We start from the raw sequence: 14,871 nt of genomic DNA on the forward strand, positions 1-14,871 counted from the left end.
AAGCGCGATTGCCGTAGGAGCCAGCAGAGCTGGTGAATAGGGCCCCGAGGGTTGCCTGAGCCGTATGTTCGCGAGTTTGCGCTCGCTCCTACGGACGAGCGTTAGTCGCTGAGGCTGGAGCTTCATTCGTAACGCCACGCCTGCTTTTGCGTTCCAGCACCAGGTACACCACGCAGGCGATCGCTAGCGGCATCAGGAAGTACAGAGCCCGATAGGCGATCAGCGCCGCCAGCAACGCGCCTTTGCTGTACTGCCCTTGCAGCAAGGAAATAAAGATCGTTTCCAACACGCCAAGGCCGGCCGGAATGTGGGTAATGACCCCGGCAATGCTGCTGATCAGCAAAATTGCCAGCACCGTAAGGTAGCCGACCTTCTCCGGCAGCAGGGTAAAGATCAGCGCGCCCATCAGCGCCCAGTTGCATGCGCCAAACAGGGCTTGCAAAGCCGCCAGGCGGAATGATGGAAGGGTGATTTCCTGCTTGCGGATCGTCCACGTACGTTTTTTGGCAAAACGGCAAGCCAGCAAATAGGCAATACCCACGGCCACCATCGCCACGCCGATCAGCCTCAGCCCGGTGGAGCCGATTTTTACGCTATCGGGCAAGGCTGGCAGGCCCATGGCGAACACCACCCCGCCGAGCAGCAGATAACCCAGCCAATTGGTCACCAACCCCAGGCTCAGGATTTTGGTGATGGTAGAGACGCTCAGGCCCAGCTTGCCATACAGCCTGTAGCGCAACGCAATGCCACCGACCCAGGAGCTTAAGTTGAGGTTAAACGCGTAGCACACGAAGGCCAGCGGCACTACCTTGCTGGTAGGCAGCTTATGGCCGGTATAGCGCCGGGACAGCAGGTCGTACGAGCTGAACACCAGGTAACTGGCCAGGGCTATCAAGGCGCCAAACGCCAGCGTGCTGCCTTTGTACGAACGCAGCGCGTGAGTCACTTCTTGCCAGTCCAGATTGCGTACCAGCATGAACAACAGCACAGGCACCAAGATGAAACAGCTCCACGTCATCAGGCGCTTGGCCCATAACCATTTGCGCGACTTGGGTGTGTTGGCGCTGCCCTTGGCCTGCGGGTCGGCGGCAGGGTCTACAGAGCGGCTCATAGGCTTTTTTCCGCGTTCAAGGGGCTGCTCTGGGTTTGAGGTTCGCTCACCGTGGTCCAGGGTTTGAGCCTAGGGGCGTGCGCCGGCAGCAGGCCAATCCAGGCAGGGAAGTGCCTTAGGAAGTGAAAGCTCAGGAAGATCAACGGCGCCCGCCACCAGTAACCGCGCAACACTCGCTGCAAGGTAATGCTCTTGCACTCATGTTCAGCCAACGGCGCCAGATGGTCGTAAAGCCGAGCATTGAACGCGGCGTCGTCAATCATCAGGTTCGCTTCAAGGTTCAGAGACAAACTCAGGGGGTCCAGATTACTGGAGCCCACCGTCGACCATCGGCGGTCGATCAAAGCCACTTTGCCGTGCAAGGGCCGGGTGGTGTACTCGCGGATCACCACGCCGTCGCGCAGCAAATAGTTGTACAGCAGCCGAGAGCACAAGCGTACCAGCGGCATATCCGGCATGCCCTGTAGAATGAGCGTGACCTGTACGCCACGGCGAGCAGCGTTACGCAACTCGCGCAGCACGCGGTAACCCGGGAAGAAATAGGCGTTGGCGATCAGCACCCGCTCCTTGGCGCTTTTAATGGCGTTGAGGTAATGGGTTTCGATGTCGTCGGTGTGCTCGTTATTGTCTCGGATGCTCAACAATACCCGCGCCTGGGCGGTATCGGCCTGCAAGGGCACCCGGTCGGTCAGCCAAGGCTTGGGCTCACGCTTGACTCGGCTGGTCTGGTCCATCAGCGTCAGCGAGGCCTTGTGCAGGTCTGCCACGATGGGGCCGCGCACCTGTACCGCGTAATCCTGCTTGGCCATGGGGCCATAGTCGCCCAAATGGTCGGCGCAAAAGTTGATGCCCCCCACAAAGCCAATCTCGCCGTCGATGACCACGATCTTGCGGTGCAGCCGGCGGAACAGGTTGGTACGCATACCTAGGGTCGGCTTGCTGGGGTCGAAGGCTAGCACCCGCACCCCGGCTTCGGACAAGGTTTTCAGGGTAGAGGGCGACAGCTCGGCACTGCCATAGCCATCCACCAGCACTTCGATTCGCACCCCACGGCCCGCGGCGGCGGTCAGGGCTTCTTGCAGCTGATTGCCGACCTTGTCGTCACGTAGGATAAACGTCTCGATCAGCACCTCTTCCCGCGCCTGGGCAATGGCCTCGAGCACGCTGGCGTAGAACTCCTCGCCATTGATCAGCAACTGCAAGGCATTGTTGTCGCGCCATTGTTCATTCATAGGCACACCTCCACCGCAAGCGGCACATGGTCTGACAAGTGGGACCAAGGCTTGCGCGCCAGGGCCAATGGGGCCTTGGCGCGGGCATTGCGCAGGTAAATGCGGTCCAGCCTTAGCAAGGGCAGGCGTGCCGGGAAACTGCGCGCCGGGGCACCGTAAGCCTCCACAAAGGCCTCGTGTAGGCCACAACCGGCCAGTAGTTTGTCTGCCTGTTGGCGCCAGTCGTTGAAGTCCCCGGCCACAATCACCGGTTCCTGTGGGGGCAAGCCTTCAAGCAGCTCGCACAGCAGCTTGAGCTGTTGATGGCGCTGGCGCTCCTGGAGGCCCAAGTGCACGCAAATGGTATGCACCTGAGGGTGGCCCGGTACCGCCAGTATCGAATGCAACAGCCCACGCTCTTCCTGGCCCGCTACCGTCACGTCGTGGTTCTGGTGATGCAAGATAGGGAATTTCGACAGCAGCGCGTTGCCATGGTCCCCGTCGGGGTACACCGCGTTACGACCATACGCAAACACTGGCCAGATGCTGTCAGCGAGAAATTCATACTGAGGAACGTCGCTCCAATTGTCGTACCGCTCCCCATGACGGCGGTTCACGCCCAATACTTCTTGCAAAAACACCACATCCGCCGAAGTAGCCCGCACCGCCTCGCGTAGCTCGGGCAATACAAAGCGGCGATTCAGCGGGCTGAACCCCTTGTGGGTATTGACGGTAAGAATGTGCAGCGAAGTGACCGCCGCAGCACCCCGCGCAAGTACATCTTCTGCCTTGACCTGCTCATCCAGCGGCCGGAAATCCTGTGTTGCCATCGGCCAAGCTCTCCAAAAGCTCTCGGTTTAAAGTCCTGATAGTCGGACTGAGCAAGGTAGGGATGGTTCATACCGGCGGTGAGCAAGCTTTTAAAGGGGTAACTGCTTGTGTGGGGGCTCAAGATTCCTCGTCGAATCGGGCTTTAAAGGGCCTGAATAGCAAACCTGTAGCATAGGGTAGAAGGGAATCTGTTTTAAATCTAATATACTGGGCGTTAAGTGCTTAAATTTAGGTTTAGCCACAATATGTTGGATTTAGAATTTACCAAACCGAGCGAAATCGTTCAGCGGCTATGCAGTCGTATGCGGACCGAGCGCCTGGCACTGCAAATGACCCAGGTCGACGTGGCAGGGCGAGCGGGCATCACCGTCAATACGCTGTCCAACCTGGAAGCAGGCCGAAACGTGGGTTTCGAAAGCATGGTGCGGGTAGCGGTGGTGCTAGGTCGGGGTCAGGAGCTTGAAGCACTGTTCTTGCCCAGGCTGGACAACCTTGATGATATACGGCGGTATCATGCGACGGCCGAGCGCAAGCGTATCAGGAAGAAGTCCGATAATGCTTGAGCAAGTCAAGGTGTATTACAACGGCTGGGGCGAGCGCTGGCTTTGGGGAACGTTGGTGTCTACCACTGCGTTCGGCGGGCGCCCACACATTGCGTTTGAGTACAGTGATGCGGCAAGGCGTCGAGGTTTGGAGCTTTCCCTTTATAAACTCCCCCTGAAGGGGCCGCGGTTGCAGCGCAACTTCCCGCCTCACCAAATGGGGCTGCCGGGGCCGGTCTATGACGCTTTACCAGATGGGTGGGGCATGCTGCTGATGGATCGCTTATTCAAGCGCAGGGGGTTGAATGCCGCACGTGTAGGGCCTTTAGAGCGTTTGGCGTATGTTGGCAACAACGCCATGGGCGCACTGTCATTCGAGCCCGTTACCCCCGAGGGGCTGGAGCCCAGCGCTCATATCCCCCTTGAATTGCTGTCCGCCGAGGTCGAAAACGTTCTAAAGGGCGAGGGCGGCGAGTTTTTACAGAGTTTGCTCCTGGTAGGGGGGTCACCCCAGGGCGCCAGGCCCAAAGCGCTGGTTTACCGCGACCCTCAAACCGGAACGCTGACCACCGCAGCCAAAACAGGCTTTGAGGCCTGGATGGTCAAGTTCCCGGCAAAGCAGGAGCATCCCGAAGTGTGTGCCATCGAGATGGTATATGCCGAATGCTTACGCTTATGTGGCATTCAGACCCCAGATACGCAATATTTCAGCCTGCCCAACGGGCTCGCGGCATTCGCTACCAAACGCTTCGACCGTATGGGCGGGCAGCGGGTGCCAATGCAGAGCCTCGCAGCGTTTACGGGGGCTGATTATCGTGCCCCAGGTGCATTGGATTACGTTAACTTCCTGCGGGCTACGCAGATGTGTACCAATGACATGCGGGAAAAAGCCATTGCCTTTGAGCGAGCGGTTTTCAACGTGGCATTCAATAACCGGGATGACCACCCCAAAAACTTTGCTTATGTCATGTCGGCCACTGGGACCTGGAGCTTGGCACCGGCCTTTGACGTTACCTTTTGCGAAGGGCCTGGGGGATATCACCAGATGGACGTAATGGGCGAAGCGTTGGCCATTGGTCGAGCAGCGATGCTCAAATTGGCAGAGGAGGCAGAAATTGGCTTAACCGATGCCTGCGCTACCATTGACGGTATTTGCCAGGTGGCGGCTCACTTTGCCGAGATCGCTGAAAGGCTGTACTCCGGCGTGATCACTAACGATACGCTGGAGACGATTCAGGGCCGGATCAATGAAAATATTCAGCTATTAAACAAGTGATCATTGAGTTGAAAACTGAAAACGCATGCCATGCCAGCCTCCACAGGTGAGGGGCCTATCTGACATGACGTCATGCAAGGCGCTGTGAACCACTACATAAGTGGTTGTATTGATCATTTATGCGCCTTTGTCGCGGTGGTAGCCGATTCCATGAACTTCGCCAGATCGTGATTGAAACGAGGGGCCTCTTCCAGGAAGGGGGCATGACCTGAGTGTTCATATACCTTCGTTTGAATATGACCATTCAGCTGTCTGGCACGGGCCATGCTGGGTTGAACCTGGACAAGCTCATCCTTTGCGCCATACAGCATCAATACAGGTACGCGCGCCTTCGGCAAACCCTCAGCGACAGAGACGGTCATTGAAGGTGTGGCGCGGGTCATTGTCCAGGAAGCCATGGAAGCATTGGTTAATAGCAGTTCGAATGTCGATACATCTGGCTGGGTGTGAAAGCAGAGTGCAAGGAACGTGCGTACAGATTCCAAATGGGTCTTCAGATCGTCAGACGCCAGGCCGGCATACACGCCGGGGTGGGATGTAATCTGCGCAGCGTTAAGTTCGATTACGCCGTCGACATACATGACGCCACCAATATCAGCGTCACCATAAGCGGCAAGGTAATTGGACATGACCACGCCGCCCAATGACCAACCGACCAATACCGGGTGATTGCTGCCTGTTGCCTTGACCACCGCTGCCAAATCATCGGCATACCGGCGCCCGTCGCTGTATGCATCCCTATTTGCGGGCATATCAGAAAGACCATGGCCGCGCAGGTCATAGGTGACCATCCGGTAGCGTTGCAGCTCGGGACTATTCGTCTGCCTTTCCCAATTAAGGCGACTGCCAAGCAGACCATGAATGAAGATGATGGTGGGGCCGTTGGGGTTTCCTGACTCCTGCACCGCGAGTTTAACCCCATCCGGTGCCGTCACTGTGTAGCTCTTGTCTGCCGCCATGGTCATTGACGAGAGGCCTGCTAACAATGCGACAAGCCAAACGTTACGTAATAGCCGGGTGCGAAGAGAGTGATTCATGAGATTGCTTCCAGACTCAGGGGTGATGAAAAGAGTCTAGGTAGTGGAACCAGGACGGTCTATGATCTCAGGTATGTAGATATTGATCATTCGTCCTGACACCGCAGCGGTCTTCATTTGAAAACTATTTCCAGTGAGCTGATCAGCGAATTGCTGATTGGCATGCGCCTTTTTGGCGTTCAATTTCGCAGAATGGAAATCCCAGAATCGCTAGGGGTTGGCTTCAGCAACGAAATGGGACGAGCACAGTTTCATTTCGTTGGACGTGGGCCAGTCTGGCTACGCAGCCCGGGGGGAGATAGGTATAGGCTCGATACCGGGGATGCAGTGCTCATCCCCCGTGGAGGGCCCCATGTAGTGTTGTCCGCTGAAGACACGCGTGATTCAGATGTAAGGCCGCTTGCCTTGGATGTTGTGATTGAGAATGAACGCCACGAGCAGTTCGCCGCCGATGAGAAGAGCACGCAGCACGATGCGATTATCTTCAGCTGCTGCATGGAGCTGGAACTTGGCGGGATGCAGCCTCTCGTTGCTGCGATGCCGGAGGTACTGCTGGTGAGCACGCTACTTGAAACATCACCTGAGATCCGCCCCATGCTCGACGCAATGGAGCGGGAGTCGCTGACACTACAACCTGGGCACATTGGCATCTTGGCGCGCCTTGCCGAAGTGGTTGCAGCGCTTATCGTAAGAGGCTGGGTGGCGGGCGGATGCGGTAGCGCCACCGGTTGGTTAAGCGCGTTACAGGATCCCCGACTGAGCAGGGCGATCGTCATGATGCATAAGGATCCTGGTAAAAGGTGGACAGTGGCGACGCTTGCGAACGAGGCCAACCAGTCTCGCTCGGTTTTTGCACAGCGTTTTCTTCTGGCTACAGGCGTTTCTCCACTTCGATACCTGACAGATTTGAGAATGCGTTTGGCTTTTCTAAGTTTAAGCCGAGAGCATCAATCCGTCGAAGCCGTTGCCAGCCAACTAGGGTACGGCTCATTGGCCGCCTTTAGCCGAGCGTTCAAACGTTCAATGGGCTTGTCTCCAGGTGCTGTCCGTACCATGAACCCCGTAGCGGATTAGACAACGTCAGAATAACTTGATTATTCCTAACCCCAACCATGCGGCGCCCTTTCGGTCGGCCACTTCCTTGGAAGTGGATGGATATCCATGTCTATGGAAGGCAGAAAGAATCCGTCCTGCGGTCAACCCGACGACACCTAGAGACTATCCGGATCCCCAAAAAACATCTGCAACCTTGACCGCAACCAGCGCTCGCTAGGGTCGTTGTCCTGGGAGCCGCGCCAGGCCATGTGCAGCTCGAAGGTCTGAATATCCAGGGGCAGGTCCTCGGCCCGTAGCCCGCCAGCGGCGGTGAGGGCATCGGCGGTGTAGTCGGGGACGATGGCCAGGATGTCGGTGCCGGCCAGCAAGGTGCCCAGGCCGTTAAACTGAGGCACGGCCAGGACCACATGGCGCTTGCGCTCGATTTTCTCCAGGGTGATATCGATAAAACCGCTCAGGTCGCCGGCATAGGAGACCAAGGCGTGGGGTCGAGCGCAGAAGTCATCCAGGCTCATGGCCCCTGGCATGCTGTCGGCGCGCAGCAGGCGAGGGCGGCTGCGGCGCAGCACCTTGCGCTTGGCGTTGGCGGGCAGCTCGCTGGTGTAACTAACGCCTACCGAGATTTCCCCAGAAGCGAGCAATGCAGGCATAAGGATGTAATTGGCGCGCCGTACTACCAAGACGATGCCTGGCGCCTCGGCGCGAAGGCGCTTGAGCAATTGCGGTAGCAGGGCGAACTCCACGTCGTCGGACAGGCCGATACGAAACACGGCGTTGCTGGTGGCCGGGTCAAACTCTGCCGCCCGGCTTACCGCCGTGGAAATCGAATCCAGCGCCGGGGAGAGCAGGGCAAAGATTTCGGTAGCACGAGCGGTGGGCTCCATGCTGCGGCCGGTGCGTACGAACAATGGGTCATCGAACAGGCTGCGCAGGCGAGACAAGGCCGCGCTGATGGCAGGCTGGCCCAGGAACAGTTTCTCCGCCGCTCGGGTTACGCTGCGTTCATGCATCAGGGTTTCGAAAACAATCAGCAAATTCAGATCGACACGGCGCAGGTCGTTACGATTCATCTGGTCGCTCGGCAAGGTTTTTTCTGCGCTGAATAGTAAGGGCAATGCTTGCCTGGGTGCACGGCAAATATTAAATCGGCTGACTGACCATTGATCCGTCGATCAATCTTAGGCATGTTGACTATCAATTCCCCTCGGTGGTGTACCCGGCAAAGCCCGGATAACCTACGTGGTATTAGCAGTGATCAGACGAGGTTCGCGATGTCCCGCACAATCCGTTTTCACAGGTTTGGCCCTGCCGAAGTGCTCAAGTGCGAAACGCATGAGCCGCGGCTGCCTGGCCCCGGCGAAGTGCAGGTGCGGGTCGCGGCGATCGGTATTTCCTGGTTCGATATTCTCTGGCGGCAGAACCTTGCGCCGTCCCAGGCGCGCCTGCCCGCGGGCATAGGCCAGGAAATGGCCGGGGTAGTCACCGCGGTAGGCACCGACGTGCAGGGTTTCAAGCCAGGCGACGCGGTAGCCAGCTTCCCGGCGGCCAATGCCAATGATTACCCGGCCAGTGGCGAGTCAGTGGTCATGCCCGCCGCCGCGCTTATCCGTTACCCTGATGTGCTTACCCCGGCTCAGGCCGCGGTGCATTACACCCCGTTGCTGATGGCGTGGTTCGGCTATGTGAAACTTGCCCACGCGCAACCGGGGCAAACGGCATTGATCACCGATGCCAGCCATTGTTCAGGCCCCGCGTTCGTGCAGTTGGGCAAGGCCTTGGGCGTGAAGGTAATCGCTGCTACCCGTGGTGAGACGCAGCGCGAGCCCTTGCTGGCCCTGGGGGCAGACAACGTCATTGTGACCGACGAGCAAGACTTGCTGATGCAAGTGAACAAGTACACCGATGGCAAGGGTGTGAACATGGTGTTCGATGGCCTGGGCGGCCCGCAAATGTCCCTGCTTGGCGATGTGCTGGCGCCACGGGGTAGCCTGGTGCTGTATGGGCTGCAAGGGGGCAACCAAACGCCGTTCCCCGCGTGTGCGGCCTTCCAGAAGAACATTCAGTTCCATGTGCACTGCTTGGGCAACTTCACCGGCAAGCCGGAACTGGGCATTACCCAGGATGCCGAAGCGGTAAGCCAGGCTCTGACGCAGATCAACCAACTGACGGCCGACCGTGTGCTGTCTGCCCAGGCCATACGCGAGTTCCCCTTTGAGCAGTTCGTAGAGGCTCACCGGTATATGGACGATTGCCCATGCTGCGGCCGCGCGGTGCTGGTGGTTTCAGGGCAATAACGCGGCTCCCTCAATCTCGCTGCTAACCTCCCCAAAGCCAGGCCACTTAAAGTGCCCTGGCTTTTTTATTGCCCGCCGTTGCGCTTAATAAAAAAGTACTGGTCAAATATACAGTATTGGGGTAAAAATATACCCCATGACTACCCATGACCTTAACCTCCGTAGCCGTACCTTGCGTGCGTTCATTCGTAAGCATATTGCCCTGTACGGCCAATCACCGGGCATCAGCACGGCCTTGGGTATCGCCTTGGGTCACCTTGACCCTCTGGCTGTTAAAGCTATGCCACCTCATAGCCTGGTAGGCAAAGGCAGTTGCCGTGGGTGGATGGGGCCATGAGCGCCGCCGTGGTGAGCCTGGAGAGCCTGCTTGACGCCCGCCGCGTGTGGAAGGGGCGGCCGGCCCAGGCAGATGCCACCACTCAAGCGCCTCAAACCACCGGCCACGCTCAACTCGATCAGGCGTTGCCCTCTGGCGGCTGGCCTGCCGCTGCCCTGAGCGAAATCCTTGTGCCAGCCCCTGGGGGCGGGGAACTGCAACTGCTCTGGCCCACCTTGGCCCGACTGACCACCGAAGCTCGCCGCGTGGTGCTGGTGGCCCCGCCGTTCATTCCCTACCCTCAAGCCTGGGAGGCGGCAGGGGTAGACCTGCGCTGGCTTACCCTGGTGCGGGCCGAAGGTAGCGACGCCCTCTGGGCCGCCGAGCAATGTTTGCGCTCGGGCAGTTGCGCGGCAGTGGTGTGCTGGCCCGCTAGCGCGGACGACCGGGCGCTGCGGCGCCTGCAGGTGGCCGCCGAAGCGGGGCAGGCGTTGGGTTATGTCATTCGCGATGGCCAGGCGGCGGCAAACCCGTCCCCGGCTGCGCTGCGTATTGCCATCAGCCTGCAACCTAACGGCTGGCGTGTGCTCAAGTGCCGGGGCGGGCTCCCTCCGGCGCGGCCTATCAACTGGACGGCATACGCCTGAGGTCGCCATGGTGTGGGCTTGTATCCTTCTGCCTCAATTGGCCATGGATGTTGCCCTGCGGCAGCAGCCCGATCCCAATGCCCCTTTGGCGTTGGTCACCGGCACCGCGCAAAAACGCGTACTGCGGGCAGTCAACCCCGCTGCCCGCGCACTAGGGCTAAAACCTGGGCAAAGCCTGATTGCTGCCCAGGCCCTAAGCCGTGACTTCATACCGCTCGAATACGACCTTGCCCAAGTAGAGCGCGCCCAGCAGTTACTGGCGGCCTGGGCGTACGGCTTCAGTGCCCAGGTCAGCCTGCACTACCCGCGCGCAGTGCTGATGGAAGTGGCGTCCGTCATGGGGCTGTTTGGGCCCTGGCCCGCGTTCGAAGCCCGCTTGCGCCAGGAGCTGGCCGCCTTGGGGTTCGAGCATCGTATCGTGCTGGCCACCAACCCGGTGGCGGCGCGCATGCTGGCCAATGCCCATGATGGCCTGGCCGTTACCTGCGCAGCCGGGCTGGAACAAGCGCTGGGCCAATTGCCGGTGGACCGCATAGGCTTGCCGCGAGAGCAGGCCCATGCCCTGATGCGAATGGGGCTGCGCACCTTCGGGCAAGTATTGCAACTCGAGCGCGCGGCACTGAATCGGCGCTTCCCCGCGCAATTGCTCACCCAGCTGGATGTGTTACTGGGCGCGCGGCCCCTGGGCATGACCTATTTTGTTCCCCCTGAACACTTCGATTGCCGAATCGAGCTGAATTTCGATGTGGAGTCTACCCAGGCGCTGCTGTTCCCCCTACGCCGTTTGATCAACGACCTTGGGGTATTTCTGGCCAATCGCGACGGCGGTGTTCAGCGTTTCGTGGTGTACCTGGAGCACGCCCAGGGCGCACCGACCCAGGTGCCGGTGGGGCTGTTAAGCGCCGAGCGAGACCCTGGTCTGCTGTTCGAGCTGGCCCGTGGCAGGTTGGAGCCGGTGCAGGTTACCCAGCCGGTGCGCACTGTTCGCTTGCTGGCCGAAGAGCTGCCGGCCTATGTGCCAATGGCGCAGGGGTTGTTCGAGGCCCGCGGCGCGGCCGGGCAGGGGTGGGAGCAGCTTCGCGAACGCTTGCGCGCGCGCTTGGGGGACGATGCGGTCTATGGGCTGCATCGCCAGGCCGACCACCGCCCGGAGCGCGCGTGGTTAATAGATGCACCGGCCAGGGGGTTTCAGGCGCCCGCCCTTGGCCCCCTGCGCCCAGGCTGGTTGCTGCCCCAGGCCCAGCCACTGCCCGAGCACACGTGGGACTGCCTCGCCGGCCCTGAGCGAATTGAAAGCGGTTGGTGGGATGGCGGCGATGTACGCCGGGATTACCTGCGCGTGCGCTTGCCATCCGGCCGCCAAGCTTGGGTATACCGCACCCTGGGCGATGACACCCTTTGGTTGCAGGGGTGGTTTGGATGAGCGCTTACGCTGAGCTGCATTGCCTGTCCAATTTTAGTTTCCAGCGTGGTGCCTCCAGCGCGCTTGAGCTGTTCACGCGGGCCAAGCGCCTGGGCTACCAAGCCCTGGCCATCACCGACGAATGCACCCTGGCCGGGATCGTTCGCGCGTGGCAGGCGGCACGGGAGTGCGACTTGCCGTTGCTGGTGGGTAGCGAGCTGCACGTGGACAATGGCGCCCGAGTGGTACTGCTGGTGCGGGACCTATCCGGCTATCAGGCGCTGTGCCAGTTGATTACCCAGGCCCGACGGCGGGCGAAGAAGGGGAGCTATCAGGCCCTGGCCGAGGATTTTCTTGCGGTGGACCGCTCAGGCCTCTTGGCCTTATGGCTGCCCTCGGCCTTGCCAGCCCTGCGGCATGGCCGCTGGCTGCTGGAGCTGTTCGGCCCGCGCCTGTGGCTTGCGGTAGAACTGCACCGAGGGGCGGACGATGCTCAGCGCTTGGCGAGCCTGCAGGGCGCGGCCAAAACACTGGGCATTCCCTGTGTGGCCAGCGGTGACGTGCATATGCATGCAAGGGGCAGGCGCGCGTTGCAAGACACCCTGACTGCGATTCGCCATCATGTGACCCTGGCCGAAGCCGGGCCCTGGCTGTTCCCCAATGGCGAGCGGCACCTGCGCACCCTGGAGCAACTGGCACAGTTGTACCCGCCTGAGTTATTGGCGCAAACCCTGACGCTCAGCCAGCAGTGCCACTTCGACCTGGGCCAGTTGCGCTACCAGTACCCCCACGAAGTCGTTCCCCTTGGGCACACCCCCGATGGCTGGCTGCGGAAGTTGACCTATCGCGGCGCCAAGGCCCGCTGGCCCGAAGGCACACCCGCTCAGGTGCGGGACATGCTGGAGCGCGAGCTGGGAATCATCGCGGGCCTGAACTACGCGTCGTATTTTTTGACCGTTCACGACATCGTGGACTTTGCCCGCCGCCGGGCCATTCTCTGCCAGGGCCGGGGGTCGGCGGCCAACTCGGCCGTGTGTTATGCCCTGGGCATCACAGCCATCAACCCCGCCACTACCAGCATGTTGTTCGAGCGGTTCATTTCCCCCGAGCGCAACGAGCCCCCGGACATCGACGTGGATTTCGAGCATGACCGGCGCGAAGAGGTCATCCAGTATGTGTTCAAGCGCTACGGCCGGGACCGCGCCGCGCTGACCGCCATTGCCAGCACCTATAGGGGCACCGGTGCGATACGCGATGTGGCCAAGGCCTTGGGCCTGCCAGCGGACTCCATCAACGCCCTGGCTGCCTGTGTTGGGCGTTATAGCGATGAACCGCCGCCCGCCGAGCGTCTGGTAGAGGCGGGCTTTGACCCCGCAAGCTTGGTGCTCAAGCGCGTGCTGGCGCTGACTGGCGAGCTGATTGGCTTCCCACGGCACCTGTCTCAGCACCCCGGTGGGTTCGTAATCTCCGAACAGCCACTGCACACCCTGGTACCCGTGGAGAACGCCGCCATGGACGGCCGTACGGTGATCCAGTGGGATAAAGACGACCTGGACCTGGTCGGCCTGTTGAAGGTGGACCTGCTTGCCCTGGGCATGCTCAGTGCCCTGCGTCGGTGCCTTGACCTGATCAGGGACCACCGTGGGCGCCAGTGGACCTTGGCCAGCATCCCTCCGGACTGCCAGGCCACCTATGACATGCTCGGCAGGGCGGACACGGTAGGGGTGTTCCAGATCGAGTCACGCGCGCAGATGGCCATGCTCCCCCGGCTCAAGCCACGTAATTTCTATGACTTGGTCATCGAGGTGGCTATCGTGCGCCCAGGGCCTATCCAGGGGGATATGGTCCATCCCTACCTGCGGCGGCGCAACCAGGAAGAACCGGTCAGCTACCCTTCGCCCGAATTGGAAGCGGTGTTCAAGCGTACCCTGGGCGTACCGCTGTTCCAGGAGCAGGTGATGCAACTGGCCATAGTGGCGGCGGACTACAGCCCAGGGGAGGCCGACCAGTTGCGCCGAGCCATGGCTGCCTGGAAGCGCCATGGCGGGCTGGACGTTCATCAGGTACGGCTGCGCGAAGGCATGCTCAGGAACGGCTATAGCGAAGCTTTCGCCGCGCGCATCTTCGAGCAGATAAAAGGCTTTGGCAGCTATGGTTTTCCAGAGTCCCATGCCGCCAGCTTCGCCTTGCTCACCTACGCCAGCAGTTGGCTCAAATGCCATGAGCCCGCTGCCTTCGCCTGCGCTCTGATCAACAGCTGGCCCATGGGCTTTTACAGCCCAGACCAGGTACTCCAGGATGCCCGCCGCCACGGCATCGAGGTGCGCCCGGTGGATGTGCGCTATAGCGGCTGGGCCTGCGCCCTGGAAGCTACTGGCGAAGGGCAGCCGGCGCTGCGCCTGGGCCTGCGGATGATCCGCGGGTTGGCCCAAAGCGCTGCCCTGCGCCTGAGTCAGGCTCGTGCCGAGCGGCCCTTTGCGAGCGTGGAAGAGGTAGTATTACGTGCTGACCTTGACCAGCGTGCCCGCGCCCAACTGGCCGACGCCGGCGCTTTGCGCGGGCTGGCTGGGCATCGGCACCGGGCGCGCTGGGAAGTGGCCAGCGTGGCTCGGCAACTGCCATTGTTCGAAGGCATCGACTCGCCTGGCGAGCAAGAGGTCAGCTTACCGGTGCCCAGCGTGGGCGAAGACATGCACGCCGACTACGTCGTACTGGGCACTACCCTGGGCGCGCACCCCTTGGCCTTGTTACGCCGCGCCTTGGCCAAATGGCGCTGCCGACACGCCAAGGAGCTTGCCACATTCGGCCATGGTCGCTCGGTGAACATGACCGGGCTGGTCACCAGCAGGCAGCGGCCGTCTACAGCCAATGGCGTTACCTTCGTTACCCTTGAGGACGAATTCGGCATGGTCAACGTGATCGTGTGGCGCGACCTTGCCGAGCGCCAGCGAGGCGTGCTCATGGGTGCTCGCCTGCTCCAGGTGCAAGGCCGCTGGGAGCGGCAAGGGGACGTCTGCCACCTGGTGGCCCATCATTTGATGGATATGACATCGCTGTTGTCCGAGCTGGATGTCCGCAGCCGGGATTTCCACTGAGTTGGCAGTCCAGAGCGCTTACGGGTGCGTAGTGCTTACACAACCTGTAGCCT

Annotated in this window: 13 protein-coding genes; 8 read left to right on the forward strand and 5 right to left on the reverse strand. The window is 60.6% G+C overall.

Annotation, left to right across the window (positions count from 1 at the left end):
• Nucleotides 1-88 precede the first annotated feature (88 nt).
• Genes ACWKV4_RS13460 through ACWKV4_RS13470 form a run of 3 tightly spaced genes read right to left on the reverse strand, consistent with a single transcriptional unit; the run spans nucleotide 89 to nucleotide 3,152 of the window.
• A complete protein-coding gene (locus tag ACWKV4_RS13460; protein WP_483832581.1) occupies nucleotides 89-1,111 on the reverse strand; it encodes a lysylphosphatidylglycerol synthase domain-containing protein in 1,023 nt (340 codons plus the stop codon).
• Complete coding sequence (gene clsB, locus ACWKV4_RS13465) at nucleotides 1,108-2,343, reverse strand: cardiolipin synthase ClsB (RefSeq protein ID WP_483832582.1); 1,236 nt, start codon at nucleotides 2,341-2,343, stop codon at nucleotides 1,108-1,110. Before clsB ends, ACWKV4_RS13460 begins: the two co-directional genes overlap by 4 nt.
• Nucleotides 2,340-3,152 carry an endonuclease/exonuclease/phosphatase family protein gene (locus ACWKV4_RS13470; protein WP_483832583.1) on the reverse strand — a complete coding sequence of 271 codons (813 nt, stop codon included), beginning with the start codon at nucleotides 3,150-3,152 and terminating at the stop codon, nucleotides 2,340-2,342. The genes clsB and ACWKV4_RS13470 overlap by 4 nt, the downstream gene beginning before the upstream one ends.
• 246 nt (nucleotides 3,153-3,398) lie before the next feature.
• Between ACWKV4_RS13470 and ACWKV4_RS13475 the strand changes: the two genes are divergently transcribed.
• Nucleotides 3,399-3,716: a helix-turn-helix domain-containing protein gene (locus ACWKV4_RS13475; protein WP_483832584.1), complete on the forward strand. Its 318-nt coding sequence runs from the start codon at nucleotides 3,399-3,401 to the stop codon at nucleotides 3,714-3,716.
• Complete coding sequence (locus tag ACWKV4_RS13480) at nucleotides 3,709-4,971, forward strand: type II toxin-antitoxin system HipA family toxin (protein WP_483832585.1); 1,263 nt, start codon at nucleotides 3,709-3,711, stop codon at nucleotides 4,969-4,971. Before ACWKV4_RS13475 ends, ACWKV4_RS13480 begins: the two co-directional genes overlap by 8 nt.
• A 113-nt stretch (nucleotides 4,972-5,084) precedes the next feature.
• On the opposite strand, the gene ACWKV4_RS13485 is transcribed toward ACWKV4_RS13480, so the two are convergent.
• Nucleotides 5,085-6,008: an alpha/beta fold hydrolase gene (locus ACWKV4_RS13485; RefSeq protein WP_483832586.1), complete on the reverse strand. Its 924-nt coding sequence runs from the start codon at nucleotides 6,006-6,008 to the stop codon at nucleotides 5,085-5,087.
• Nucleotides 6,009-6,170: 162 nt separating this feature from the next.
• Between ACWKV4_RS13485 and ACWKV4_RS13490 the strand changes: the two genes are divergently transcribed.
• The gene (locus tag ACWKV4_RS13490) at nucleotides 6,171-7,082 is read left to right on the forward strand and encodes a cupin domain-containing protein (protein ID WP_483832634.1); all 912 of its coding nucleotides are present in this window, start codon (nucleotides 6,171-6,173) and stop codon (nucleotides 7,080-7,082) included.
• A gap of 137 nt (nucleotides 7,083-7,219) precedes the next feature.
• Here the strand turns inward: ACWKV4_RS13490 and ACWKV4_RS13495 are convergent, their stop codons facing one another.
• Nucleotides 7,220-8,134 carry a LysR family transcriptional regulator gene (locus tag ACWKV4_RS13495; RefSeq protein WP_483832587.1) on the reverse strand — a complete coding sequence of 305 codons (915 nt, stop codon included), beginning with the start codon at nucleotides 8,132-8,134 and terminating at the stop codon, nucleotides 7,220-7,222.
• Nucleotides 8,135-8,335: 201 nt separating this feature from the next.
• On the opposite strand from ACWKV4_RS13495, the gene ACWKV4_RS13500 reads away from it, so the two are divergent.
• From ACWKV4_RS13500 to ACWKV4_RS13520, 5 genes are all read left to right on the forward strand, one after another.
• The gene (locus ACWKV4_RS13500) at nucleotides 8,336-9,358 is read left to right on the forward strand and encodes a zinc-dependent alcohol dehydrogenase family protein (RefSeq protein WP_483832588.1); all 1,023 of its coding nucleotides are present in this window, start codon (nucleotides 8,336-8,338) and stop codon (nucleotides 9,356-9,358) included.
• Nucleotides 9,359-9,494: 136 nt separating this feature from the next.
• Nucleotides 9,495-9,695: a hypothetical protein gene (locus tag ACWKV4_RS13505; protein WP_483832589.1), complete on the forward strand. Its 201-nt coding sequence runs from the start codon at nucleotides 9,495-9,497 to the stop codon at nucleotides 9,693-9,695.
• On the forward strand, nucleotides 9,692-10,321 hold the full coding sequence (gene imuA / locus ACWKV4_RS13510) for a translesion DNA synthesis-associated protein ImuA (RefSeq protein ID WP_483832590.1): 630 nt from the start codon (nucleotides 9,692-9,694) through the stop codon (nucleotides 10,319-10,321). The genes ACWKV4_RS13505 and imuA overlap by 4 nt, the downstream gene beginning before the upstream one ends.
• A gap of 7 nt (nucleotides 10,322-10,328) precedes the next feature.
• Complete coding sequence (locus ACWKV4_RS13515) at nucleotides 10,329-11,744, forward strand: Y-family DNA polymerase (protein ID WP_483832591.1); 1,416 nt, start codon at nucleotides 10,329-10,331, stop codon at nucleotides 11,742-11,744.
• Nucleotides 11,741-14,818: an error-prone DNA polymerase gene (locus ACWKV4_RS13520; RefSeq protein WP_483832592.1), complete on the forward strand. Its 3,078-nt coding sequence runs from the start codon at nucleotides 11,741-11,743 to the stop codon at nucleotides 14,816-14,818. The genes ACWKV4_RS13515 and ACWKV4_RS13520 overlap by 4 nt, the downstream gene beginning before the upstream one ends.
• The last annotated feature ends 53 nt before the right edge of the window (nucleotides 14,819-14,871 follow it).

The sequence above is a fragment of the Pseudomonas artemisiae genome (assembly GCF_057128685.1).